We start from the raw sequence: 23730 nt of genomic DNA on the forward strand, positions 1-23730 counted from the left end.
ACCGTATACCTTTGCCATGCCAGGATCATCTTTGCCTGACCTCATGCCGATGGCGACACCCGTCACGGCGAAACGTCGTGACCAGGCGTCCCAGGATTACCCGGAGGGCCTCTCGGCAAGCCAACGGCGAACAGCGAGGGTGGCCTTCACGTCGTCCTCGTTGTATTCCATGACTCGGGTTCTGGAGGCCTCGCGGACCTGCGGATCGGGGTCATGGACGGCGAGGTCCCACCAGGTCTGGGAGTTGAGGCCACCCGGGTCCGGGTCACGCCAGGAGAACCCGGCGCCGGCGTTGGCAACGACCTTCAGACCAATCCCGTTGACCCCGAAGAAGTGCGCCTTGACGGTGGTGAAGAGGTCAACGAAACAGCCGGAGTCCAGCAGCCGACGCACCGCTTGACGAGTCTCCACGTCCTGGCAGACGTGGCCGAAATGACGCAGATGGACGATCTCGTAGTCGGAGTAGTGGACCACGATCGTCTCCGGGTAGGCCGAGACGATCTCGTCGAGCCAGGCGATGGCGCGGGCGGCCAGTGCGTTCTCGTCGTCGTCACCCATGTCAGTGAACTCGCTGAAGGCGACGTAATAGGGCACGTCGCCGGTCGTCGAGTCGAGCAGGCGTTCAGGATCACTGACCTCGAAACCCCACAGATAGACCCGGCCATCAGGAGAGGTCTCGATGTCGAAGTCGAGCTCCAGTCGGGACGAGGCCACCTCGATGGGTCCCTCGTCGTTGCGCTCCAGCTGGACTCCCTGACGGATGAGGCGCGCACGACGGGCGGCCGCCCGGAGTCGTTGTTCGGGGCGGGGACGGTGTTGAACCTCAGGCAGGTAGACCGGCAGCAGCTCGCCCAGGTCGGCGTCGGCCAGGTCGTCGACGGTGGAAACCCCGAGACGACGCAGGGTCGAGATCTCCCGGACGTCCAGGGGAGCCTTGGAGATGCGCAGGGAGAGATCGGCATCGTCGAGACGTGGCTCACAGATGGCCCACCACTGACAGGACTCGCACTCACGCACGACGATCGGGGCGACCATCGGCTCGCCGCCGGCGATGGCGTGCTCGGCCACCGACACTCGGAAGGTGTGCTCGTGGTCGTATCGGTCCAGCACGCTGCGGCGACGCCATCCCGAGGCGGCCGAACGTGAGAAGGTGCGAATGAACTTGTGGTCGAGATCGAGCCATGACACGGCCAGGGCGTCGTCGAGGATCCCGATCTCGTCGTGGCCAACCAGCCCCACGAGACGTCGATGGCTGGGGCATTCGTCAGGGGTGGCGACCAGGCCCAGGTCCTCGAGGAGCCTCCAGTGATGGGCGGCCTGGATGAGGGCGCGTTCCCGGCCGGCGCGGAAGGTCTGGTCCAGTGACATCCGCGCGTGGCGAGGATCCGGATCATTCAGGGGGGACACCCAGGTGAATTCCGCCAGGGTGTGGTGGCTCTCCAGCACCAGGTAGTCCTTGACGATGACCGGCAAGTATCCAGGACCGCCGTCGGCGCGCTTGCCGGCCAGCACCAAGGCGTCGGGGGAGCCGGTGCGGTGTTCCTGCGGGGACGACGGCAACTCAGGGCAGACGATGACGGGTGCGCCGGCGTCCATGGCCCTGCGGGTGGCGACCCGGCGACCGGCCACGCTCAAGGTGACCGAGCGCAGATCGACGGCGTCCGTGACGGCTGCCAAGGCGTCACAGATGACCGTCAGGTGGGCCTCGGCTCCCGCGAAGAGCTCGTCGTCACGCGGATCGCCGACCGGCTCTGACAGGGCGGGGTCATAGGCGTTCTGGGTCTTGACCGGGCAGCTGCGAGCTGCCCAGGCGTCGAGGAGGATCGGGGAGGATGGGCCTTTCACCTCAGGCTATCTCCTTCTCGTCACTGCCCTTCCAACCACGATGCAGGGCGACGACGCCGCCACAGACATTGCGCCACGCAATGGCCTGCCAACCGGCCTCGGCCATCATGTCTGCCAGATGAGGCTGATCGGGCCAGGCGAGGATCGACTCGGCCAGGTAGTCATAGGCGTCCCGGTTCGAGGAGGCCAGCTTGGCCATGGCCGGGATCGCCGCCAGCAGGTACTTGGTGTAGACGTGGCGGAACGGCGCCCAGGTGGGGTAGGAGAACTCGCAGATGACGACCCGGCCGCCAGGCTTGGTGACGCGCAGCATCTCGTGCAGTGCCTTTTGTGGGTCCTCGACGTTGCGCAGACCGTAGGAGATCGTCACGGCGTCGAAGGAGTTGTCGGCGTAGGGCAGGCAGGTGGCGTCCCCGGCGACGAAGTGCAGATGGGGCTGGCGCTGCTTGCCGACGACGAGCATCCCGGTGGAGATGTCGGTGGGGTAGACCTGTGCTCCGCGGGCGGCGAACGTGGCCGAGGAGGTGCCGGTTCCGGCGGCCAGGTCGAGGATGACCTGGCCCGGCTCAGGTTCCACCGCATCGACGACGAGGTCGCGCCAGGTGTCGACCGCCCCCATCGTCATGATCTGGTTCATGAGGTCATAGCGCTTTGCCACCCCGTCAAACATCGAAGCGACATCGGCGTGGTGCTTGTCAAGGGTGGCTCGGGTTGTCAACACGCGCCCAGTCTTCCACACGGTTTGGGGTCGGCCTCGACGGTGCGGGAGAATGGCCAGCATGGCATCTCGCTCCACCGTCCTCGTGGCCAAGGACATTTCGAAGTCTTATGGCGACCGAACCATCGTTGATCACCTGTCCCTCACCGTCCGTGCGGGAGAGGCCGTCGCACTCACCGGCCGCAACGGCGCTGGCAAGTCGACGGTGTTGAGGATGCTGGTGGGGGCGGATCGTCCCAGCTCGGGAACGATCGAGGTGCTCGGCAAGAAGGTGTCCGAGACGAACCCCGAGTTTCGTCGCAACGTCGCCACGGTCATTGACGACCTGGACTTCTTCCCTGACCTGTCGGTGGTTGAGCACCTTGATTTGCTCGCCCGCGCTCACGGGCTCGTTGACGCCGACGCCCTCGTCGACGAGGTGCTCGAGGAGGTGCAGCTCGTCCCGCAGTCCGGCCAGCTGCCCGGCACCCTGTCGTCCGGCCAGCGACGTCGTCTCGGCCTGGCTACGGCCTTGGTGCGTCCTCGCAAGCTCCTCGTTCTCGACGAGCCGGAGGCCCGGCTGGACGTCGAGGGGGTTGCCTGGCTCGGCAAGAGGCTGCGCGAGGAGATGAACCACGGTCTGGCGATCATCATGGCCAGCCACGAACCGGCTCTCGTCGAGACCCTCGGCGCCCGCATCGTCGAGCTGGGAGGCCCGCGCGGATGAGTCGGCGCAACAGCAAGCACTCCAAGCCCCGTCCCAGGAATCCGCAGCCGGAGCAGGCCGTGATGGCGGAGGCGGTGGCCGCCCCCGATCCGGAGTTGGTCATCACCCATCGTCCCGACGAGTTCTTCGCAGGCCAGGCCGATGAACGTCAGCTCTCCCTCCTCATGGGCGACTGGCGCAAGGGTCGGACGACACGCAACATCTGGCAGGCGATCGGCGATGCCTATGTGCTCGTCTTCTCCCTGGTCGTCGTGCTCGCGATGATCATCAGCCTCATCGTGCAGGCCCAGGGCCAGGCATCCGGCTGCACCTCGACGGGATGTCAGACCGCTCGTGGCCTGCTGCCGTGGGCTGCACTGTCCGGTGTCCTGGCCTTCGCCCTGGCCGCTGCCCGAGTGTTCGGCCCGGTACTCGCCTCGGCAGCCGAGGGTTTCTGGCTCATGGACGCGCCGATCAGCCGGGCGCGGTTCCTGGCCAAGCGCCTGCGTGCGGCGGTGCTCGTCTCGGTCATTGGTGGTGCCGTCCTGGGTGCCCTGGTGGCAGCCCTCACCGGTGGGTCCGGAAAAGCCGTCATCGCCTGGACCCTCGCGACGGCGCTCGGAGCGGCTGGTGTCGTCTCCTTCTCGGCCGCCGAGCAAGGAGCCGAGCGCACCTGGCCGGTCAAGGTCGTCGAGGCCCTCGCTGGTTTGGCTGGTCTGGCCGTCCTGTTGGGAGTCATCTCGACGGCGTCGGGCTGGTACGCAGTACCGATGTCCAGTGACGCCAACTTCGCATCTGCCTGGGCGGTGGCCGGTGGCGGAGCGGTGCTCCTGGTCGTCTCCTACGTCATCGCCCGGATGCGTCTCAATCGGATCCGACGGGCTCGTCTCATGGCCGGCGGCTCTCTGGCATCGGGCATGCAGGGTGCTGCTTTCGCCCTTGACTTCGCCCTCATTCGCGACATCCTTCAGGAGCGCGAGGCCATCGAGCGCGGTCAGGTCCGACCCACCCGTGGACGTGGTGAGGGACTCAGCTCCCTGGTGTGGCGTGATGTGCAGCGTCTCATGCGTTTCCCCAAGCCGTTGTTCACCCTCGTCGTGACGGCCGTGGTGCCCTACGCGGTGTCGGCCCTCGGTTTCGGGGCGTTGACGGTCCCGGTCTCGGCCCTGGTGCTCGTCGCGGCCCTGGTTCCCTTCTTCACCAGCCTGCGCGTGCTGACACGAAGCAAGGGTCTGGTGCGCTGCCTGCCCTTCACGACGAGTCAGGTCATCTCAGCTGCGTCAGTGGTGCCTGCGGTCGCGGCTGTCATTTGGGCGATCGCGGTCATCCCGGCCTTTCATGGTGTCGGTTCGACGACGTCGCGGCCATGGGATCAGGCCATCATGGACGGCTTGGTGACGGCTGCTGCCGGTCTGGCGGGTGCCATCCGCTGGGTGAGCGCGAAGCCGGCTGACTACTCCTCGCCGATGGTTGCCACCCAGGCCGGTGCCATGCCCCCGGGGCTGATGTTTAACCTTATCCGTGGTTTCGACATGGTTGCCCTCATCACCATTCCGGTGGTGCTCGGATGGTCGCCGTGGGTGTCGGTGTTCATTGCCGTCGTTGTGTTCGGATTCCTCCGCATGGGAGGTATGAACCAGCAGGATCTGGCGGAGATGCGTGAGGAATCGCAGCGTCAGCTGGCCGAGGCTCGCGAGGAGGCCCGTGGTGACAAGGTCGAGAAGAAGGTCATCGAGCGCAAGCGTCGTTGAGAACCATGGAGACGCCCTCCACCCTCAGGATTCCGTGGGGCTGTCCGCCCCGATCGGGAAGATGTCTCGCAGGATGTTGAGGCGATGTTCGGCCTCGGATGACAGGATCTCGGTGTCGTCGTCATGCCCGATGGGGTGCCCGGAGAAGATGTGGACCAGGGACGGGTCGGTGCCGTCGATCTGACCGCCCCGACAATCGGTCACCCATTGACCATTGCCCAAGGAGTCGACCCATCCGGTCGGTCCGGAGACACGACCACGATCGACGTGCTCGACCTCGGCGACGACGCACTTCGCGCGGTGCGGCGGCAGGCCGGTGACGAATGCCGGTGGGCACAGGGCATCGACGAGGGCCAGGCAGGATCCCTGACCGGGGGAGTGGACGCCGGTGACGTCGGTGACGAGGTAGTTGGACGCCTCGGTGAACACCGCTCCCGGACAGTCGGGGATGTGGAGGGTGTCACAGAACTGTTCCAGGCGCTCGCAGGTGCGCGCGACGATCTCGGCGTGGTGAGCGGCCAGTGGTCCCTCGTTCTGCAGGGCGGCGAGAAGGGCCTCGTGATTCTTGTCGGTGGCAGGGGAGTGGGTCAGCACCCGGGAACTCACCAGGGACTTGCTGAAGCCGACGGTGAGTTTCGAGGTGGAGCCGACCGATCCCTCGACGAGGTAGGTGTACGAGTTGGGGAACTGACGGCGGAGGGTCTCGACGATCCATCGAGGATCAATGGGTGAGGCCGCGTGGGCCTCGACGTCACGCATGAGAACGATTTGCTCGAGGTCGTCAGGGCCCATGATGTCCTGGACCTGCCGGGCGATGCGACGCCAGCTCTCCGCGGTGACGACGCCGTCTGGCATCGTCATGGTGCCGGGGGAGTGCGGCACGGTTTGCTGACGAGGTGGATCATCGTCAATCGATCCCCAGGACAGTTGGGTCAGCCAGGAGTAGCCAGGCCAACGGCCGATGATTGTTTTGGGCAGGATCATGACCGAGCGTGATGATGAGCGGTCGGGATCGAAGGCGAAGGATCCGAAGGCGACGGGGCCGGTCGCCTCGGCCCCTGGCATCTCGGTCTCGTGCTCGAGATCGTCACAGAGAGCCTCCCACCAGACGTCGGCGGCAGTGGGGGAGTCGGTCTCGAACCGGGTGATCTCTCCCAGGCCGACCATGCCGTAATTGCGGTGCAGGAAACACACCGAGTCGTTGGGTGTCATGTAGTTCTCGAGTGGGCCGGGGTCCGGAATCGAGACGGTGCGGGCGCGTAGACGCGTGGAACCTGGATTGAGGATCACCTTCGCAGGATAACTGAGCGTGTGCTGTGTGGTAGATGCTGTCCACGGCGGGTCGGGGTGTGTTCACTGTCCGCGGTATGGAGAAGGGGTGGGATTCGGGCCCCGGCCGGAGTTTCCCGCGAGTCACACCGTCTAGACTCACCGATGCACATCGCCGGGATCCCGGCACGATTCCATGGTTTTCATAGGAGGGGCCCACGTGACGAGCCAGATCGAGTCCGACGTCGTCGTCGTCGGTGCTGGGCCTGGTGGCTCGGCCACAGCTGCGCACCTTGCCCGTAGAGGACTGCACGTCACCCTGTTGGAGAAGGCGACCTTCCCACGCGACAAGGTCTGCGGTGACGGCCTCACCCCTCGTGCCGTCAAGCAGCTCATCCGGTTGGGGATCGATGTCTCCGAGGAGGCCGGCTGGAAGCACACCGAGGGGCTGCGGATTCATGGTGGACGCATCGCCTCCTTCGTCCTTCCCTGGCCCGAGCTCGCCGATTACCCGAACTTCGGCATGGTCTGCCGTCGCACCGTTCTCGACGAGCGGCTGGCCCGCCACGCCGAGTCCCAGGGCGTCACCCTCGTCGAAGGAGCCAATGTCACCGAGCCGATCCTTGCCCCCAATGACCGTATCCGCGGCGTCCGGACTGCCGACGGCAGGGTGTACTCGGCACCCGTCGTCGTCGCAGCTGACGGCAATTCTTCCCGCCTCGGCCTGGCCATGGGACTTCACAAGCGCGATGACCGCCCGATGGGTGTGGCGGTGCGCGCCTACTACCGCTCCCCGCTGTCCGAGGCGCGCAACCTGGAGAGCTGGCTGGAGTTGTGGGACGGCGCTCCGCACGAATCAGACTTGCTGCCTGGATATGGCTGGGCATTTCCCGAGGGTGACGGAACGGTCAACATCGGTCTGGGAATGCTCAATTCTTCTGATGCTTTCGGCCACACCGACTACCGCTCCCTCATGAAGCGCTGGCTGTCCCACATGCCAGCCGAGTGGACCCTCGACGAGGAGCACCGTGAGGGGCCGATCCGGGGCGCCGCGCTGCCGATGGCCTTCAATCGTCAGCCGCACTATCTCAATGGTCTGTTGCTGGTGGGTGACGCAGGCGGCATGGTCAATCCCTTCAACGGGGAGGGCATCGACTACGCCATGGAGGCTGGAGAAATGGCCGCTGACGCCATTGCCGAGGCTCATTACCGGGGTCACGGCACGCCGGCCGCCGAGAAGGCGCTGCAAGGGTATCCGCGCGCCCTGCAGGAGCACTTCGGCGGCTACTACCGACTCGGGACGATCTTCGTCCGGCTCATCGGTGACCCGCGGGTCATGAAGATCTGCACGACCTATGGCCTTCCGCGTCGTCGAATCATGAAGTTCGTCAACAAATTGTTGGCGAATCTCACAGATTCCAAGGGCGGAGACCTTGATGACCGTATCATTAACGTTCTGACGAGGATTGCCCCGTCAGTGTGAGCTCAGTGGCCGCTGGTGTCCGTCTGGCGACGCATTATCAGAATTTAGGTTACCCAAAGTACCCGACCGCCAGATGGGCGTCGTAAGGTCTGAGCCAACGGTGCTGACCAAAGGTGGTGAGATGAACGGATACGCCCCCCTGGTGGGGATGATCATCCTGGGTGCGGTCTTCGTACTCGCGACGATCGCAGTCAACGTCCTTCTTGCGGTGAAGCGACCCAACCGCGCCAAGCACGAAATCTACGAGTGCGGCATCGAGCCGACGCCACAACCAGCTGGTGGCGGAAAGTTCCCCGTCAAGTTCTTCGTCGTCGCAATGCTCTACATCGTCTTCGACATCGACATCATGTTCCTCTACCCGTGGGCCGTCGATTTCAACCATCTCGGCGTCTTCGCCCTGGTCGAGATGGTGCTGTTCGTCGCGATGGTGTTCATCCCTTACCTCTACATTCGCCGCCGTGGCGGCCTGGACTGGACCTGATCTCCCGTCGCGGCTCGCAGGCCGCGCCCAATCAACGTTCGAGCGGCCCGCTGCCGCGTCAGTCAACGTCTGAAAGGAAGGACGCACGAGATGGCTGAGTACGACGCCGATGTCCCAGCTGGAATCGTGATGACCTCGATGGAGGCCATCGTCGGATGGCTGCGCAAGACCTCCTTCTGGCCCCTGACGATGGGCCTGGCCTGCTGCGCCATCGAGATGATCTCCTATGGCGGTCCGCGTGCCGACGCCGCCCGCTGGGGCCACGAGGTGTTTCGTGCCTCTCCCCGTCAGGCTGATCTCATGATCGTCTCGGGTCGCGTGAGCCAGAAGATGGCTCCGGTGGTTCGTCAGCTCTACGACCAGATGCCCGAGCCCAAGTGGGTCATCTCGATGGGCGCTTGCGCCTCTTCTGGTGGCATCTTCAACAACTACGCCGTCGTTCAGGGCTGTGACCACATCGTCCCGGTTGACGTCTACCTGCCAGGCTGCCCGCCCAGCCCGGACATGCTCATTGATGCCGTGTTCAAGATCCGTGAGCAGATCCAGCACTGGCCGCTGATGGGTCACATGTCCGAGGTCGAAGCGACCAAGGAGAAGCGGGCCCTCGAGGCCCCGACCACCCTCGAGCAGAAGGGGCTCATGCGATGAGTGATAAGCCGACTCCGCGCGGTGCCGCCGGCGGCTCGGACTCCGGGGACCGTATTCCCGACGGCCGCAACTTCCTCGATGCCAGCAATCCCGACCAGGCCCACACCCCGGCCAAGGGCACTCAGTGGACCCAGGAGGATCGTCGCATCGACACCCGTAAGGGCATGTGGGGGGCAACCTCCGGGCCGGGTGACACCTCCGGTTATGGCGGTATCGTCCGCACCGTCGAGATGCCCGGTAGTTCCGAGCGTCCCTATGGTGGCTGGTTCGACGAGGTCGCTGATCGGATGGAGGAGCTGGTTCCGGACTTCTCGGACGGCCTGACCCTCGTCGATCGCGGCGAGATTACCTTCTTCGTCCGTCCTGAGAAGCTGCTGGAGCTCGTCAAGGTGCTGCGTGACGACGCGGCCCTGCGCTTCGAGAGCTGTTCCTGTCTGACCTGTGTGCACTACCCGCACATGGAGGGTCGTGAGATGCACGTCGTCTACGGCCTGCTGTCGATGACCCACAACCGTCGCATCCGTCTCGAGGTCGCACTGGCTGATCCCGGCCAGAAGGACGTGGCACGAACCGGTCACAGCGACGTCGACTCCCTGCCCCACGTTCCCAGCATCGTCTCGATCTACCCGCACGTGGACTTCCAGGAACGCGAGGCCTGGGACATGTTCGGAGTCATCTTCGACGGCCACCCGGCCCTCACCCGCATCCTCATGCCCGACGACTGGGTCGGCCACCCGCAGCGCAAGGACTACCCGCTCGGCGGCATCCCGATCGAGTACAAGGGTGCTGTCGTGCCACCGCCGGACCAGCGCAGGAGCTACAACTGATGAGCGAGAACCACGAGTACTTGTCCCAGGGCGGCGACTGGGTCCAGATCGTCGACGAGGCTGCCGAGAGGGGCGACGAGACCGTCGTCGTGAACTTCGGACCGTCCCACCCGTCCACCCACGGCGTTATGAGGCTCATCATCGAGCTCGATGGTGAGTCGGTGACCGACCTTCGCGTCGGTATCGGATTCCTCCACACCGGTATCGAGAAGAACATGGAGTTCCGCACCTGGACCCAGGGTGTGGCCTTCATGACGCGATGCAACTACGTCGCGAACTTCTTCAATGAGCTGGCGTACTGCCTGGCCGTCGAGAAGCTGCTGGGTGTCACCGACGACATCCCGGAGCGGGCCAAGGTCCTCCGCGTCATGATCACCGAGCTCAACCGTATCTCCTCCCACCTCATCGCGGTGGGCACCGGCGGCCTGGAGCTCGGCGCCTCCTCGGTGGCCGAGGTCGGCCTGAGGGAGCGCGAGATCATCCTGGAGTTCAACCAGGCCGTCGCCGGTCTGCGCATGAACAACGCCTGGATTCGTCCTGGTGGCGTCGCCAGTGACCTGCCGGAGACCGGGCTGGACCAGCTGCGTGACCTCATCAAGCGCATGGAAAAGTACCTTCCGGAGATCGGCCTGTTCTGCAACGAGAACCCAATCTTCAAGGCTCGTACCACGGGCATCGGTTATGCCGACCTGTCCACCTGCATGGCCCTCGGCGTGACGGGGCCGGCCCTGCGAGCCACCGGCCTGCCGTGGGATCTGCGCAAGACCCAGCCCTACTGTGACTACGACACTTACGACTTTGACGTCGCTACGTGGGACACCTGCGACTGCTACGGCCGCTTCCGTATTCGTCTCGAGGAGATGGACCAGTCGGTGCGCATCCTCAAGCAGTGCCTCAAGCGTCTTGAGGATACCCAGGGCGACCGTCACATGGTGGAGGACCCGCACATCGCGTGGCCGGCAGAGCTGGCCCTGGGCCCCGACGGTCAGGGCAACTCCAACGAGCACATTCGCCACATCATGGGCGAGTCGATGGAGGCCCTCATCCACCACTTCAAGATCGTCACCGAGGGATTTCGGGTGCCTGCCGGTCAGGTTTACCAGGCCATCGAGGGTGCCGGCGGTGAGCTCGGCTGCCACCTCGTCTCGGACGGCGGGGTGCGGCCGTACCGCTCCCACCTGCGCGACCCCGGATTCATCAACGTGCAGTCCCTGCCCGCCATGTGTGAGGGCGGAATGCTTTCCGACGTGGTGCCGTCCCTGGCATCCCTGGACCCCGTCATGGGAGGAGTCGACCGATGAGCGATCGCGAACCCGTCAACCTGGGATATCCCTACGTCGAGTCCTTCCACTCGGACTTCTCGGGGACCGGCGGAGTCGACCAGTCCGACCGTTCCACCAACATCGACGAGCACACCATCGAGGAAATGCGCCAGATTGCCTCGCGGTACCCCGATCCCCGCTCGGCCCTGCTGCCGATCCTGCACCTGGTGCAGTCGGTGGATGGACGCGTCTCCCCGGTCGGCATCGAGACCGCAGCTGAGGTGCTGGGCATCACCACCGCCCAGGTCTCCGGGGTGGCGACTTTCTACACCATGTACAAGAAGCATCCAGCCGGACAGCACCACATCGGTGTCTGCACCACCGCGCTGTGCGCCGTCATGGGCGGCGAGGAGGTGCTCGCCCGGGTCGAGAAGAAGCTCGGCATCAAGGAGGGAGAGACGACCCCTGACGGCAAGTTCTCCCTCGAGCGTGTGGAGTGCAACGCCGCCTGCGACTTCGCCCCGATCATGATGGTCAACTGGGAGTACATGGACAACATGACCCCGATCCGCGCCGAGGAGATCCTCGACGCGCTGGCCCGCGACGAGGAGGTTCACTCCACCCGTGGTGCGAGGATCACCAGTTGGCGTGAGGCCGAGCGAGTGCTCGCCGGCTTCCCCGACGGTCGGGCCGACGAGGGCCCCAGCGCTGGTGAGGCGTCCCTGCAGGGTGTGCGACTGGCCAAGCAGAACGGCTGGCAGGCTCCGGACCCGAACGATCTGCCCGTTCCTGCTGAGCCCGTGGAGGAGGAGAAGAAGTGACCGATCCACTGACCCCGGTCCTGTCGGCCAACTGGGATGACGAGCGCAGCTGGAAGCTGCTCAACTATGAGCGTCAGGGAGGCTACGCCGGACTTCGCAAGGCCTTGACGATGCAGCCTGACGAAGTCGTCTCGCTGGTCAAGGACGCCAATTTGCGTGGCCGTGGTGGCGCCGGATTCCCCACCGGCATGAAGTGGTCCTTCGTGCCCAAGGACAACCCGAACCCGACTTACCTGGTCGTCAACGGTGACGAGTCCGAGCCGGGCACCTGCAAGGACATGCCGCTCATGATGGCCTCCCCGCACACCCTCGTCGAGGGAGTCATCATCGCCGCCTACGCCATCAAGGCGAAGGTGGCCTTCATCTACATCCGTGGCGAGGTGCTGCACGTCATCCGACGCGTTCAGCAGGCGGTGCGTGAGGCCTACTCGGCCGGATACATCGGCAAGAACATCCTTGGTTCCGGTTATGACCTCGACGTCGTCGTCCATGCCGGTGCCGGAGCCTACATCTGTGGCGAGGAGACGGCCCTGCTGGACTCCTTGGAGGGACGCCGTGGTCAGCCCCGTCTGCGTCCGCCGTTCCCCGCTGTCGCCGGTCTGTACGCCAGCCCGACGGTCATCAACAACGTCGAGTCCATCTCGACGGTGCCGTCGGTCCTGCGCAACGGCAAGGAATGGTTCAAGTCAATGGGCACCGAGAAGTCCGACGGTTTCACCATTTACTCGCTGTCGGGACACCTGGCCCATCCCGGCCAGTACGAGGCCCCCATGGGGATCACCCTGCGTCAGCTGCTCGAGATCTCCGGCGGCATGCGCGAGGGTCACGAGCTGAAGTTCTTCACCCCCGGTGGCTCCTCGACCCCGCTCCTCACTCCCGACGACCTCGACACCCCGCTCGACTACGAGGGGATGATGGGGGCCAAGTCGATGCTGGGCACCAAGGCCCTGCAGTGTTTCGACGAGACGACCTCGGTGGTTCGTGTCACGCTGCGGTGGCTGGAGTTCTACAAGCACGAGTCCTGCGGCAAGTGCACCCCGTGCCGTGAGGGAACCTGGTGGGTCGTCCAGATGCTGCGTCGCATCGAGGCCGGTGAGGGCCAGGAGGGTGACGTCGACAAGCTGATGGACATCGCCGACAACATCGGCGGTCGTTCCTTCTGCGCCTTGGCCGACGGTGCCGTGGGCTGTCTGCGAGGAGCCATCGGCCACTTCCGCGAGGAGTTCGAGGCCGGCTGCCGTGGCATCCCCGCCTGGCAGTACCTGCCCTACGAGCGCAGCTCGATCTTCACCGACGCCGATCGCCGAGTCCTGGAGGGGGCCGGAGCATGAGCGAGAACAAGCCCGTCGAACTCGTCACCTGCACCATCGACGGTCAGCAGGTGAGGGTCCCCAAGGGAACCCTCATCATCCGCGCAGCCGAGTCCATCGGCACTGCCATCCCCAGGTTCTGCGATCATCCGCTGCTCGACCCTGCGGGTGCCTGCCGCGAGTGCCTCGTCGAGATTCCCGACGCCGGAAATGGTCGTGGTTTCCCCAAGCCGCAGCCGTCGTGCACCATGCCGGTGGCCGAGGGAATGATCGTCAAGACCCAGGTCAGCTCCGAGATGGCCCGCAAGGCCCAGGAGGGGATGCTGGAGTTCCTCCTCATCAATCACCCGCTGGACTGCCCCATCTGTGACAAGGGCGGCGAGTGTCCGCTGCAGAACCAGGCCATGGCCAACGGACGTGGTGAGTCCCGTTATGGCGGAATCAAGCGCACCTACCCCAAGCCGATCAACATCTCGGCCCAGGTGCTGCTGGACCGCGAGCGGTGCGTGTTGTGCCAGCGCTGCACCCGGTTCGCCGACCAGATCGCAGGAGATCCCTTCATCAACCTGCAGGAGCGCGGGGCCGTCTCCCAGATCGGGGCCTACGAGGGCGACGACTTCAACTCCTACTTCTCGGGCAACGTCATCCAGATCTGCCCGGTGGGAGCCCTCACCAGCGCCGAGTACCGCTTCCGTTCCCGCCCCTTCGACCTCGTCTCGACGGTGACGACCTGTGAGCACTGCGCCGCCGGTTGCCAGCTGCGCACCGACCACCGTCACTACGAGGTCAAGCGTCGCAATGCCGGAAACCTGCCCGAGGTCAACGAGGAGTGGAACTGTGACAAGGGCCGCTTCGCCTTCCGCTATGGCCGTGACGACGACCGAGTGACGACCCCGCTGGTTCGACACGACGGAGTCCTGGAGAAGGTGTCCTGGGCCGAGGCCTTGCAGACGGCAGCTGCCGGACTCGAGAAGGCCGGCACCAGCGTCGGCGTCCTCACCGGCGGGCGTCTCCCGGTGGAGACCTGCCTGTCCTGGTCGCGGTTCGCGCGTGTCGTGCTCGGTACTAACAACGTTGACTTCCGTTCTCGTCCGCACTCCGCCGAGGAGGCCTCCTTCCTGGCCGCCACGGTCGCCGGACGCAGCCTCGCGGAGTCGGTGACCTATGCCGACCTCGAGAAGGCGTCGCGGGTCGTCCTGGTGAATCTTGAGCCTGAGGACGAGTGCCCGATGATCTTCTTGCGACTGCGCAAGGCGTGGCGTCGCAAGAAGGTCGCCATCACCGTGGTAGGAACCCACTTGTCCAATGGCTCGGCGAAGATGGGGGCCGAGTTGGCCCGCTGCTTGCCCGGTCAGGAGCCCCAGGTCGTGGAGCAGCTGGTCTCAGACGGCACGATCAGCGAGGGAACCATCGTGCTGGTGGGGGAGAGGGCCGCCACCCGGCCCGGAACCCTCTCTGCCATCGCCTCCCTCGACTCGAAGGTCCGGGTCGCCTGGGTGCCTCGTCGTGCCGGTGAGATCGGCGCGATCGAGGCCGGCCTGCTGCCGCAGCTGCTTCCCGGTGGACGTCTCGTCGACGACGCCGATGCTCGCGTGGACATCGCGGTCGCGTGGGGAGTCGACAACCTGCCGACCAAGCCCGGCCTCGACACCGCCGGCATGCTGGCCGCTGCCCGCGGCGGCAATCTCTCGGCCCTCGTCGTCTCGGGGGTGGAACTGGCTGACATGCCCGATCCGGCAGGAGCCCGCGAGGCCGTTGAGAACTGTGGTTTCGTGGTCTCCCTGGAGCAGCGGTTCTCCGAGGTGGCCGAGAGGGCCGACGTGGTCCTTCCGGTCTGCTTGTTGGAGGAAACCTCGGGAACCTTCCTCGACTGGGAGCATCGCCCCGGCCGGGTGCGCGTGGTCAACAAGCAGGCTGCCACCCCGATGAACGAGATCCGCGTCCTCGACGCCCTGAGCTCGCAGCTGGGATCGGTCTCCGGACTCGCCACCGTCGCCCAGGCCCACAAGGCCTGGCGAGATCTCGGTCAGTGGCAGGGCGGGCATCCGAAGATGGAGTCGACCTCCCCGGTCGTGCCGCAGGCCCCCATGGTCGAGCCGGGATCCGTCGGTCGCGTACTGGAGACATGGCGTCAGCTGCTGGAGGGATCGGCTAGCCTCACGGGCGCCGATGCCCTGGTGGCGACCGCACCGGCTCCCGTCGTCGTCGTCAACCCGCTGACGGCGGATCAGCTCGGCGTGACAGACGGGCAGCTCATCGACGTCGCCGGGCCCATCAGCCTGCGACTCCCGGTCAAGATCGACGCGACGATGTCGGCCGAGGCGGTGTGGATCCCGTCGCTGCGTGGCGACTCGACCTTCCCGCAGAGCCGTACCACCGTCCCCGACGCTCCCGGAACCTTCGTCTCGCTGAGTGCCGTTGAAACCGAAACTTCCCGAGAGGCAGGTGTGGCATGAGTCCCCTCGAGGCCACCATCGACCCGGTGTGGCTCATCATCGTCAAGGTCGTCATCCTCTTCGTGATCCTGCTGGCCTGGACCATCTTCAACGTGTGGTTCGAGCGCCGGGTGCTGGCCAAGATGCAGAACCGCATCGGCCCGATCATGAACTCGGCGTGGGCTGGTGGTGTGTTCCAGGCCGTCGGTGACGGTTTGAAGCTCATCTTCAAGGAGATGCTCACCCCGAAGGGTGCCGACAAGATCGTCTTCAATCTGGCGCCGGTGATCGCGGGCATCGCCTGCTTTGCGTCCTGGTCCGTCATCCCGCTCGGTGGTGAGGTGTCGATGTTCGGTCACACCACCAGGCTGCAGATCACCGACGTGCCGGTCGCCGTGCTCTTCATCCTTGCGGTGGCGTCCATCGGCATCTACGGTGTGGTGCTGGCCGGTTGGTCGTCGGCAGGTACCTATTCCTTGCTCGGTTCGTTGCGCTCCAGTGCCCAGATGATCTCCTACGAGGTCGCCATGGGCCTGTCCCTGGTGACGGTGTTCATCTTCTCGGGGTCCATGTCGACCTCCGGGATCGTCGAGTCCCAGGCCAGTCACCTGGTCATCGGCGGATTCGACACCCACATCGCCGGGCACTACTGGCTCCTGCTCATCCCGAGCTTCATCATCTACGTCATCACGATGTTCGGTGAGTCCAACCGTCTGCCCTTCGACCTACCGGAGTGTGAGTCGGAGCTCGTCAGCGGTTACATCACCGAGTATTCAGGTTTCCCCTATGGCATGTACTTCCTGGCGGAGTACATCAACATGGCGACCCTGTCGGCGGTCTGTACCACGTTGTTCTTGGGCGGCTACCGCGCTCCGTGGCCGCTGAATTACTTCGGCGTCATCGATTCGGGCTGGTGGGGTCTGTTGTGGTTCTTCCTCAAGACCCAGCTCGTCATCTTCTTCTTCGTGTGGGTGCGTGCCGCGATCCCGAGGTTCCGTTATGACCACTTCATGGATCTGGGTTGGAAGGTCCTCATCCCGGTGTCGCTGGGGTGGGTCCTGCTGGTCGCTGCCTGGCGCACCGTCATCAATCAAGGATGGGGTCGAAACCCGGTCTTTTTGGTGGTCGTCGGCGTCATCCTCGTCGCTCTCATCGTGTGGGCGTTCATGGGTGGTAAGACCGATTCCACGGCCGATGAGGCTCCTGACGAACCCTTCGACGCTTTCGCCGGTGGTTATCCGGTACCGCCATTGCCACATCAGGTGCAGGCCCCATTGGCCGGGGCTGCAACGGCCACCACGGTGGCTCGACGAGACCACGACGAGAACGGAGGTCTGTGATGGGAGCCTGGTCCGGATTCGGGATCACCTTCGAGACGATGTTCCGCAAGTCCTTCACCCAGGGATACCCGGAGAAGGGCAAGGAAAAGCCGATGCCACCGCGCATGCATGGCCGTCACCAGCTCAACCGCTGGCCTGACGGGTTGGAAAAGTGTGTGGGTTGTGAGCTGTGTGCATGGGCGTGTCCGGCTGACGCCATCTACGTCGAGGGGGAAGATAACACTGACGAGGAGCGTTACTCGCCTGGTGAGCGTTACGGTCGCGTTTACGAGATCAACTATCTGCGCTGCATTTTGTGCGGAATGTGCATCGAGGCATGCCCAACTCGTGCCCTGACGATGACGAACGATTTCAAGATGGCCGACACCTCGCGTGCCAAGCACATTTGGACAAAGGACGAGTTGCTGGCTCCCCTCAAGGAGGGCATGGAGCAGCCACCACACCCGCGCCGTCTCGGTGATGGCGAAGATGACTACTTCAACGGTCTTCCTCCCTCTGGGCAGGACGACGTACGGACCGGTTCGGCCACCGGCTCCCATCAGGCCCAGCGCAACGACGAGGGGGCAGCCCGATGACTGCTTCCCTGCTCGCCGCTCCCCTGAGTGGGCTCGTCCCGATGGTGACGGCTTCCCAGTGGGCGTTCTGGTTGTTGGCCCCGATCATGGTGCTCGCAGCCCTGGTCATGGTCTTCGCCAAGAAGCCCGTCCACTCGGCCCTGTCCTTGGCCGTCGTCATGATCTGTCTGGCCGTTCAGTATGCCAGTCAGGAGGCGCCATTCCTCTTCGTGGTGCAGATCATCGTCTACACCGGTGCCATCCTGATGCTCTTCCTCTTCGTCGTCATGCTCGTCGGCGTCGACTCCACCGATTCCCTCAAGGAGACCCTCAAGGGACACAAGGTGGCGGCCATCATCGCCGCGCTGGCCTTCCTGGTGCTGCTCATCCTGGCCGTCGGCAACGCTGTGACGACCGGCGTGATCGGCACCGATCAGTCGATCGGCCTGCGAGAGGCCAATGCCGCCGGCGGTGACAACGTCAAGTCCATCGCAGAGCTGGTGTTCACCAAGTATGTGATCGTCTTCGAGGCCACCTCGGCCCTGCTCATCACCGCTGCCGTCGGCACCATGGTGCTGGCCCACGGCGAGGCCGACAAGAAGAAGTCCCAGCGTGAGCGGGTCACCGACCGCATGGCGGCCTACGCCGAGCACGGTGCTCACCCCGGCGTTCGTCCGAACTCCGGTGTGTACGCCCGCACCAACCAGATCGGTGCTCCGGCCCTGCTGCCTGACGGCACGGTCGCCCAGGATTCGATCTCGGGAACGTTGGCCACCCGCGGCGCCATCATCGACGCCGGCGAGTTGAAGGCTCCGACCCATCGGGCCTTCGCCTCGATCAGTGCCGCCCGCCACGAGGCGCAAGGAGAACTCGAATGAACCCGAATGACTACCTGGTGCTCTCGGCGATTCTCTTCGCCATCGGCATCCTGGGCTTCCTGACGAGGCGTAATGCCCTGGTGGCCTTCATGTCGGTGGAGCTGATGCTCAACGCCGCGAACCTCGCACTGGTGACCTTCTCCCACGTCCACGGTTCTCTCGACGGACAGGTCGGGGCGTTCTTCGTGATGATCGTGGCGGCTGCCGAGGTGGTCGTCGGTCTGGCGATCATCGTCACCATTTTCCGTTCCCGTCGCACCACTTCGGTGGACGACACCAACCTGCTGAAGTTCTGAGGGAGGTACCGTGACTGTCCTGGAAACCGGCCTGTTCAACGTGGCCTGGCTCATGATCGCGGTGCCGCTGGTCGTCTCCGCACTGCTGCTGGTGCTCGGACGCCGCAGCGACGCCTGGGGGCATCTGTTGGCCACCGTGGCCCCGATCGTCTCCTTCGTCATCGGGTTGGTCCTCTTCATCGACCTGGTGGGCCGCGATGCCGCGTCCCGTGCTGTCGAGGTGGGGGTCTACCAGTTCATCGACGTCGGATCATGGGATCTGAGGGTTGACCTGTTGGTCGATCAGCTCTCCATCCTGTTCGTCCTTCTCATCACCTTCGTGGGCTCCCTGATCCACATCTACGCGATCGGATACATGGCCCACGACACCGATCGACGTCGTTTCTTCGCCTACCTCAACCTCTTCATCGCCGCGATGCTGACGCTGGTGCTGGCCGACAACTACCTCATCCTGTTCGTCGGCTGGGAAGGCGTCGGTCTGGCCTCCTACCTGCTTATCGGCTTCTGGTTCGGTCGTCCGGCCGCCGCTCGCGCAGGTAACAAGGCCTTCATCATGAATCGCATCGGCGACCTCGGTCTGACGATGGCGATCTTCACCATGCTCGCCCAGTTCGGCAGCGTGCGTTTCGCCGACGTCTCGGCCAAGGCCTCCGGGATGACGTCAACCTGGGCCACCCTGCTCGGCTTCATGCTGCTGCTGGCGGCCTGTGGCAAGTCGGCCCAGGTTCCGCTGCAGGCCTGGCTGCTCGACGCCATGGAGGGGCCGACCCCGGTCTCGGCCCTTATCCACGCCGCGACGATGGTCACCGCCGGCGTCTACCTCGTCGTGCGGTCCCACGCCATTTACGCCGAGACGGGAGCAGCCTCGCTGGCCGTCGCGATCGTCGGTACCGTCACCCTGCTGTTCGGCGCCTGGATCGGTTCGTCCAAGAAGGACGTCAAGAAGGTCCTCGCCGGATCGACGATGAGTCAGATCGGCTACATGATGCTGGCCGCGGGCCTCGGCCCGGCCGGTGCCGCCCTGGCGATCTTCCACCTCATCACCCACGGCTTCTTCAAGGCCAACATGTTCCTGGGAGCCGGCTCGGTGATGCACGGTACGGGCGACGACACCGACATGTACCACTTCGGGGCACTGTCGAAGGTCATGCCCGTCACCTTCTGGACCTTCGCCTGCGGTTACCTCGCCATCATCGGCATCCCCGGTACCTCGGGCTACTTCTCCAAGGACCACATCATCGAGGCCGCCTTCGACAAGGGCGCGGTCTTCGGTGTGCTGGCCCTCATCGGTGCCGGCATCACCGCCTACTACATGACCCGCCTCATGGTGCTGACCTTCCTGGGATCCAAGCGGTGGCGTGAGGACGTCCACCCGCACGAGTCCCCGGCCGTCATGACGATCCCGCTCATCGTGTTGGCCATCCTGTCGATCTTCGCAGGTGCCTTGATGAACAACTGGATCGGCGACTGGCTGGCCCCGGCCACCGGTGCTGAGGTCGAGCACGTCGGCATGTGGCACATGGGCATGATCGGCATCATTACCCTCGTCGTGGTGATCCTCGGCATCCTGGCCGGTTGGCTGCTCAACCGTCACGACGTGCCGAGCGAGGAACCCGCCACCCACGATCCGCTGCTCATCGCTGGTCGTCACGATCTCTACGGCGACGATGTCAACGACGTCGTCGTCGTGAAGCCGGGGCGCTGGCTGGCCGGTGGGGTCGAGGGCTTCGACCGTGCGGTCGTTGACGGGCTGGTCAACGGCGCAGGCTCGGTGACCACGGCCTGTTCCCAGATCGTCCGCAAGGTCCAGAACGGTTATGTACGTAGCTACGGCCTCATGATGGTCGTCGGCGTGCTGGTCGTCGGACTCGTCGTCGTCCTGGGCCGGATGGCCTGAGCGCAGGAGGAGCTGACATGTCTTTCCCGATCCTCACCGTGATCGCCCTGCTGCCGATCGTCGGCGGCATCATCACCATGATGATGCGCGGAGCCGCGGCCCGAACCACCGGCATGGTGTTTTCCCTGGTCACTCTGGTGCTGGGTGTCTACGCCTTCATCCGCGGAGTCAACGGCACTGATCTGTCGGAGACCCACCGCTGGATTCGCGCCATCGGCGCCTGGTATGCCCTGGGTGGCGACGGGCTGTCCCTGACGATGATCCTGCTGGTCGTCATCCTCGTCCCGGTGGTGCTGCTCGCCGAGTGGCACGTGGACGACGAAGGTAAGGCGCGTTGGTCAACCGGAGCTTTCTTCGGCCTGGCCCTCATGCTCGAGGGACTGGCGATCTACTGTTTCGCCGCCACCGACGTCCTGCTGTTCTACCTCATGTTCGAGGCCACCCTCATCCCGATGTACTTCCTCATCGCCGGATGGGGAGGTCCGCGACGAGGCCGTGCCGCCATGAAGTTCCTGCTGTACTCCCTGGCCGGTGGCCTGGTGATGCTGTTCGCCGTCATCGGCGTCGGTGTCCACGGTGGTTCCTTCCTGCTGAGCGACCTGGCCAAGGTGGACTTCTCCGGGGCCATCGGAAAGGAGCTGTTCGTCGGCTTCTTCATCGCCTTCGCGATCAAGGCCCCGATGGTTCCGGTGCACACCTGGCTGCCTGACACCGCCGAACAGGCGACCGCCGGAACGTCCGCCCTGCTCGTCGGTCTGCTCGACAAGATCGGCACCTTCGGAATGCTGAGGCTGTGCCTGGGCCTGTTCCCGGCCGCCTCCGACTGGGCCACCCCGTTCGTGCTCACCCTGGCGATCATCTCGGTGCTATGGGGTGCCATGATGGCCGCCACCTCGAGTGACCTCATGAGGTTCGTCTCCTACACCTCGGTGAGCCACTTCGGCTTCATGGTCATCGGCATCTTCGCCCTGACGACGACCTCGATCACCGGCTCGATCTTCTACATGTTCAACCACGGCTTCTCCACCGCGGCACTGTTCCTGGTGCTCGGATTCCTGGTACGTCGCGGCAGGACGGCGAAGGTCGACGCCTACGGTGGCGTCCAGAAGGTCGCCCCGGTGCTCGCCGGGACCTTCCTTTTCGCCGGGCTGGCCACCCTGTCGCTGCCGGGCACCGGAAACTTCGTCAGCGAGTTCATGGCCCTGGCCGGTGCCTGGGCGCGTCACCCGATCTACGTCGCCGTCTCCACCATCGGCATGGTGCTGGCTGCCGTCTACGTCCTGGTGACCTACCGACGTACCATGACCGGTCCGGTGCAGGGAGTTTCCGAGAAGGTCAGCGACCTCAATGGTCGGGAGAAGCTGGTGCTCGCGCCGCTCATCATCCTGCTGCTGGTGTTCGGCTTCTTCCCACGGCCGATGTTGCACGCCATTGAACCGGCAGCCACCGCGACCATGACCCAGGTTCACGCCACCGATCCGGCACCCGTCGTCAAGGAGGGCCTCAAGTGAATCCCGTCCTGTTGATTCCCGCGCTCGGGTGTCTCGCGCCCCTTGACGTCGTGGCCCCGCACATCGAGTACGGACCGCTGATGCCGGTCTTCGCCCTGATGGCTGGCGCCTGCCTGGCAGTGTTGGTGGAGGCCTTCGTGCCCCGCTCAGGTCGCCGTCCGACCCAGATCATCCTGACGGTAGCCGCCCTCGCCGTGGCCATCGCCTCGACGCTGACCACGATCGCCAAGGGCACCCGGATCGTCGCCGGTCAGGGAACCCTGGCCCTCGACGGTCCGACCCTGGCCACCTGGATGGTCCTGCTCGTCACGAGCCTCGGTGCCGTGGTGCTCTTCGCCGAGCGAGTGGGTGGTACCCAGACGGCCTTCGTGGCGAGCGCCTCGTCGGCGCCTGGATCTCCGCTGGAGGCCAAGGCCGAGCAGGAGCATCGTGAGCACACCGAGGTCTACCCGCTGCTGATGTTCGCGGTGCTGGGCATGATGTGCTTCGCCGCCTCCGACGACCTCATCATGATGTTCGTCGCCCTGGAGATCTTTTCCCTGCCGCTGTACCTGCTGTCGGGGATGTCTCGTCGTCGTCGGCTCCTGTCCCAGGAAGCCGCACTGAAGTACTTCCTGCTGGGCGCACTGTCCTCGGCCCTGTTCCTCTACGGCATCGTCCTGCTGTACGGCTGCGCAGGCAGCTTCAAGCTGGGCGCCATCGCCGCGGTCGGCGTCACCCAGGTGGGCTCGTCAAGGCTCATCATCGCCGGCATGGTGCTGGTCGCCGTCGGACTGCTGTTCAAGGTCGGCGCTGTTCCGTTTGCCTCCTGGACTCCTGACGTCTACACCGGAGCCCCGACCCCGGTCAGCGGCTGGATGGCGGTGGCGACCAAGCTCGTCGCCCTCGTCGGTCTGATGCGTGTGCTCTACGTCGGTCTGGGCGCCATGAGATGGGACTGGCAGATCATCCTCGCAGTGGTCGCCGTGGCGTCCATGGCTGTCGGCGCGGTCGTCGGTCTGGCCCAGACTGACATGAAGCGTCTGCTGGCCTACTCCGCGATCGCTCACGCTGGCTTCGTGCTGGTGGGCGTCGTCGGTGCCTGGACGATCCAGACTGGGATGACTCCGGGGCATACCGGTTCGGTCTCCTCGGTGCTGGTCTACATGACGGCCTACGGTCTGTCCTCGATCGGTTTCTGGCTCCTCATCCTCATGGTGCGTCGTGCCGGTGGTGAGTCGACGGAGATCGACTCGTGGGCTGGTCTCGGTCGCAAACACCCGTGGTTCGGTGTTCTCGTCGTCATCTTCGTGCTGAGCTTCGCCGGCATCCCGCTGACGGCCGGCTTCACTGGCAAGCTGGTGGTCTTCCTGGCCGGTTGGCGTGGCGAATATGCCTGGCTGGTGCTCCTCGGAGTGCTCTTCTCCCTCGTAGCGGCGGCCTTCTACCTGCGCATCATCGTCGTGGTCTTCTTCCGCAACCCGAAGGATGAGGACGATCCCGTCGAGGTCGCAGAGCCGTCCATCGCCGGGTGGATCACGCTGATCATTTGCGCGGTCTTCACCATCGTCATGGGTGTTGCCCCGCAGCCGATCATTGACCTGTTCAACCAGGCGAGCACCTTCCTGCGCTGAGTTGTTCATGAGGCCGGGGTCGCTGTTCAGAAGGGTTGCGACCCCCGGCCTGGTCACACCTGTGGGCCATCCCAACCGCATCCCGGCAAGACGCGAGGCCCGTCTA

Annotated in this window: 20 protein-coding genes; 17 read left to right on the plus strand and 3 right to left on the minus strand. The window is 64.9% G+C overall.

Features of this window, described 5'->3' with window-relative positions; genetic code table 11:
* Positions 1-96: 96 nt before the first annotated feature.
* A complete protein-coding gene (locus tag PALO_RS01255; RefSeq protein WP_015582122.1) occupies positions 97-1845 on the minus strand; it encodes a TM0106 family RecB-like putative nuclease in 1749 nt (582 codons plus the stop codon).
* 1 nt (position 1846) lies between these two features.
* A complete protein-coding gene (locus PALO_RS01260; RefSeq protein ID WP_015582123.1) occupies positions 1847-2626 on the minus strand; it encodes a demethylmenaquinone methyltransferase in 780 nt (259 codons plus the stop codon).
* Here PALO_RS01260 and ccmA point away from each other — a divergent pair.
* Complete coding sequence (gene ccmA / locus PALO_RS01265; RefSeq protein WP_177166368.1) at positions 2616-3269, plus strand: heme ABC exporter ATP-binding protein CcmA; 654 nt, start codon at positions 2616-2618, stop codon at positions 3267-3269. The genes PALO_RS01260 and ccmA overlap by 11 nt on opposite strands.
* On the plus strand, positions 3266-4999 hold the full coding sequence (locus tag PALO_RS01270; RefSeq protein ID WP_041709921.1) for a DUF6297 family protein: 1734 nt from the start codon (positions 3266-3268) through the stop codon (positions 4997-4999). The genes ccmA and PALO_RS01270 overlap by 4 nt, the downstream gene beginning before the upstream one ends.
* A gap of 24 nt (positions 5000-5023) precedes the next feature.
* Here PALO_RS01270 and PALO_RS01275 read toward each other — a convergent pair whose 3' ends face one another.
* On the minus strand, positions 5024-6211 hold the full coding sequence (locus PALO_RS01275) for an isochorismate synthase (protein WP_036901432.1): 1188 nt from the start codon (positions 6209-6211) through the stop codon (positions 5024-5026).
* A 262-nt stretch (positions 6212-6473) separates the two neighbouring features.
* Between PALO_RS01275 and PALO_RS01280 the strand changes: the two genes are divergently transcribed.
* From PALO_RS01280 to nuoN, 15 genes are all read left to right on the plus strand, one after another.
* The gene (locus PALO_RS01280) at positions 6474-7751 is read left to right on the plus strand and encodes a geranylgeranyl reductase family protein (RefSeq protein WP_095666472.1); all 1278 of its coding nucleotides are present in this window, start codon (positions 6474-6476) and stop codon (positions 7749-7751) included.
* A gap of 121 nt (positions 7752-7872) precedes the next feature.
* Positions 7873-8232 (plus strand): NADH-quinone oxidoreductase subunit A, encoded by a 360-nt coding sequence (locus PALO_RS01285; RefSeq protein ID WP_015582128.1) that lies wholly within the window; start codon positions 7873-7875, stop codon positions 8230-8232.
* Positions 8233-8322: 90 nt separating this feature from the next.
* Positions 8323-8880 carry a NuoB/complex I 20 kDa subunit family protein gene (locus tag PALO_RS01290; RefSeq protein WP_004809129.1) on the plus strand — a complete coding sequence of 186 codons (558 nt, stop codon included), beginning with the start codon at positions 8323-8325 and terminating at the stop codon, positions 8878-8880.
* Entirely contained in the window at positions 8877-9707 is an 831-nt protein-coding gene (locus PALO_RS01295) for an NADH-quinone oxidoreductase subunit C (protein ID WP_004809128.1), read from the plus strand. Before PALO_RS01290 ends, PALO_RS01295 begins: the two co-directional genes overlap by 4 nt.
* Complete coding sequence (locus PALO_RS01300) at positions 9707-11008, plus strand: NADH-quinone oxidoreductase subunit D (RefSeq protein WP_015582129.1); 1302 nt, start codon at positions 9707-9709, stop codon at positions 11006-11008. Before PALO_RS01295 ends, PALO_RS01300 begins: the two co-directional genes overlap by 1 nt.
* Entirely contained in the window at positions 11005-11790 is a 786-nt protein-coding gene (nuoE, locus tag PALO_RS01305) for an NADH-quinone oxidoreductase subunit NuoE (protein WP_004809126.1), read from the plus strand. The genes PALO_RS01300 and nuoE overlap by 4 nt, the downstream gene beginning before the upstream one ends.
* A complete protein-coding gene (nuoF, locus tag PALO_RS01310; protein ID WP_004809125.1) occupies positions 11787-13121 on the plus strand; it encodes an NADH-quinone oxidoreductase subunit NuoF in 1335 nt (444 codons plus the stop codon). The genes nuoE and nuoF overlap by 4 nt, the downstream gene beginning before the upstream one ends.
* Positions 13118-15556, plus strand: a complete 2439-nt coding sequence (locus PALO_RS01315; RefSeq protein ID WP_004809124.1) for an NADH-quinone oxidoreductase subunit G — start codon at positions 13118-13120, stop codon at positions 15554-15556. Before nuoF ends, PALO_RS01315 begins: the two co-directional genes overlap by 4 nt.
* Positions 15553-16875 carry an NADH-quinone oxidoreductase subunit NuoH gene (nuoH, locus tag PALO_RS01320; protein WP_004809123.1) on the plus strand — a complete coding sequence of 441 codons (1323 nt, stop codon included), beginning with the start codon at positions 15553-15555 and terminating at the stop codon, positions 16873-16875. The genes PALO_RS01315 and nuoH overlap by 4 nt, the downstream gene beginning before the upstream one ends.
* Positions 16875-17450 (plus strand): NADH-quinone oxidoreductase subunit NuoI, encoded by a 576-nt coding sequence (gene nuoI, locus PALO_RS01325; RefSeq protein ID WP_004809122.1) that lies wholly within the window; start codon positions 16875-16877, stop codon positions 17448-17450. Before nuoH ends, nuoI begins: the two co-directional genes overlap by 1 nt.
* Complete coding sequence (locus PALO_RS01330) at positions 17447-18307, plus strand: NADH-quinone oxidoreductase subunit J (protein ID WP_004809121.1); 861 nt, start codon at positions 17447-17449, stop codon at positions 18305-18307. Before nuoI ends, PALO_RS01330 begins: the two co-directional genes overlap by 4 nt.
* Positions 18304-18603 (plus strand): NADH-quinone oxidoreductase subunit NuoK, encoded by a 300-nt coding sequence (gene nuoK, locus PALO_RS01335; RefSeq protein WP_003866464.1) that lies wholly within the window; start codon positions 18304-18306, stop codon positions 18601-18603. Before PALO_RS01330 ends, nuoK begins: the two co-directional genes overlap by 4 nt.
* 10 nt (positions 18604-18613) lie before the next feature.
* A complete protein-coding gene (nuoL, locus tag PALO_RS01340; protein WP_004809120.1) occupies positions 18614-20500 on the plus strand; it encodes an NADH-quinone oxidoreductase subunit L in 1887 nt (628 codons plus the stop codon).
* Between the two features lie 17 nt (positions 20501-20517).
* Positions 20518-22011 (plus strand): NADH-quinone oxidoreductase subunit M, encoded by a 1494-nt coding sequence (locus tag PALO_RS01345; RefSeq protein ID WP_004809119.1) that lies wholly within the window; start codon positions 20518-20520, stop codon positions 22009-22011.
* Positions 22008-23624 carry an NADH-quinone oxidoreductase subunit NuoN gene (nuoN, locus tag PALO_RS01350; protein WP_004809118.1) on the plus strand — a complete coding sequence of 539 codons (1617 nt, stop codon included), beginning with the start codon at positions 22008-22010 and terminating at the stop codon, positions 23622-23624. Before PALO_RS01345 ends, nuoN begins: the two co-directional genes overlap by 4 nt.
* Positions 23625-23730 lie beyond the last annotated feature (106 nt).

The sequence above is a fragment of the Cutibacterium avidum 44067 genome, from assembly GCF_000367205.1.
Taxonomy (GTDB): Bacteria; Actinomycetota; Actinomycetes; order Propionibacteriales; family Propionibacteriaceae; genus Cutibacterium; species Cutibacterium avidum.

Excerpts from the sequence above, each read along its gene's own strand:
- ccmA (WP_177166368.1), top strand. The coding sequence starts at position 2,616 with ATGGCCAGCATGGCATCTCGCTCCACCGTCCTCGTGGCCAAGGACATT.
- PALO_RS01260 (WP_015582123.1), bottom strand. The coding sequence starts at position 2,626 with ATGCTGGCCATTCTCCCGCACCGTCGAGGCCGACCCCAAACCGTGTGG.
- PALO_RS01270 (WP_041709921.1), top strand. The coding sequence starts at position 3,266 with ATGAGTCGGCGCAACAGCAAGCACTCCAAGCCCCGTCCCAGGAATCCG.
- PALO_RS01275 (WP_036901432.1), bottom strand. The coding sequence starts at position 6,211 with ATGACACCCAACGACTCGGTGTGTTTCCTGCACCGCAATTACGGCATG.
- PALO_RS01285 (WP_015582128.1), top strand. The coding sequence starts at position 7,873 with ATGAACGGATACGCCCCCCTGGTGGGGATGATCATCCTGGGTGCGGTC.
- PALO_RS01290 (WP_004809129.1), top strand. The coding sequence starts at position 8,323 with ATGGCTGAGTACGACGCCGATGTCCCAGCTGGAATCGTGATGACCTCG.
- PALO_RS01295 (WP_004809128.1), top strand. The coding sequence starts at position 8,877 with ATGAGTGATAAGCCGACTCCGCGCGGTGCCGCCGGCGGCTCGGACTCC.
- PALO_RS01300 (WP_015582129.1), top strand. The coding sequence starts at position 9,707 with ATGAGCGAGAACCACGAGTACTTGTCCCAGGGCGGCGACTGGGTCCAG.
- nuoE (WP_004809126.1), top strand. The coding sequence starts at position 11,005 with ATGAGCGATCGCGAACCCGTCAACCTGGGATATCCCTACGTCGAGTCC.
- PALO_RS01315 (WP_004809124.1), top strand. The coding sequence starts at position 13,118 with ATGAGCGAGAACAAGCCCGTCGAACTCGTCACCTGCACCATCGACGGT.
- nuoH (WP_004809123.1), top strand. The coding sequence starts at position 15,553 with ATGAGTCCCCTCGAGGCCACCATCGACCCGGTGTGGCTCATCATCGTC.
- nuoI (WP_004809122.1), top strand. The coding sequence starts at position 16,875 with ATGGGAGCCTGGTCCGGATTCGGGATCACCTTCGAGACGATGTTCCGC.
- PALO_RS01330 (WP_004809121.1), top strand. The coding sequence starts at position 17,447 with ATGACTGCTTCCCTGCTCGCCGCTCCCCTGAGTGGGCTCGTCCCGATG.
- nuoK (WP_003866464.1), top strand. The coding sequence starts at position 18,304 with ATGAACCCGAATGACTACCTGGTGCTCTCGGCGATTCTCTTCGCCATC.
- PALO_RS01345 (WP_004809119.1), top strand. The coding sequence starts at position 20,518 with ATGTCTTTCCCGATCCTCACCGTGATCGCCCTGCTGCCGATCGTCGGC.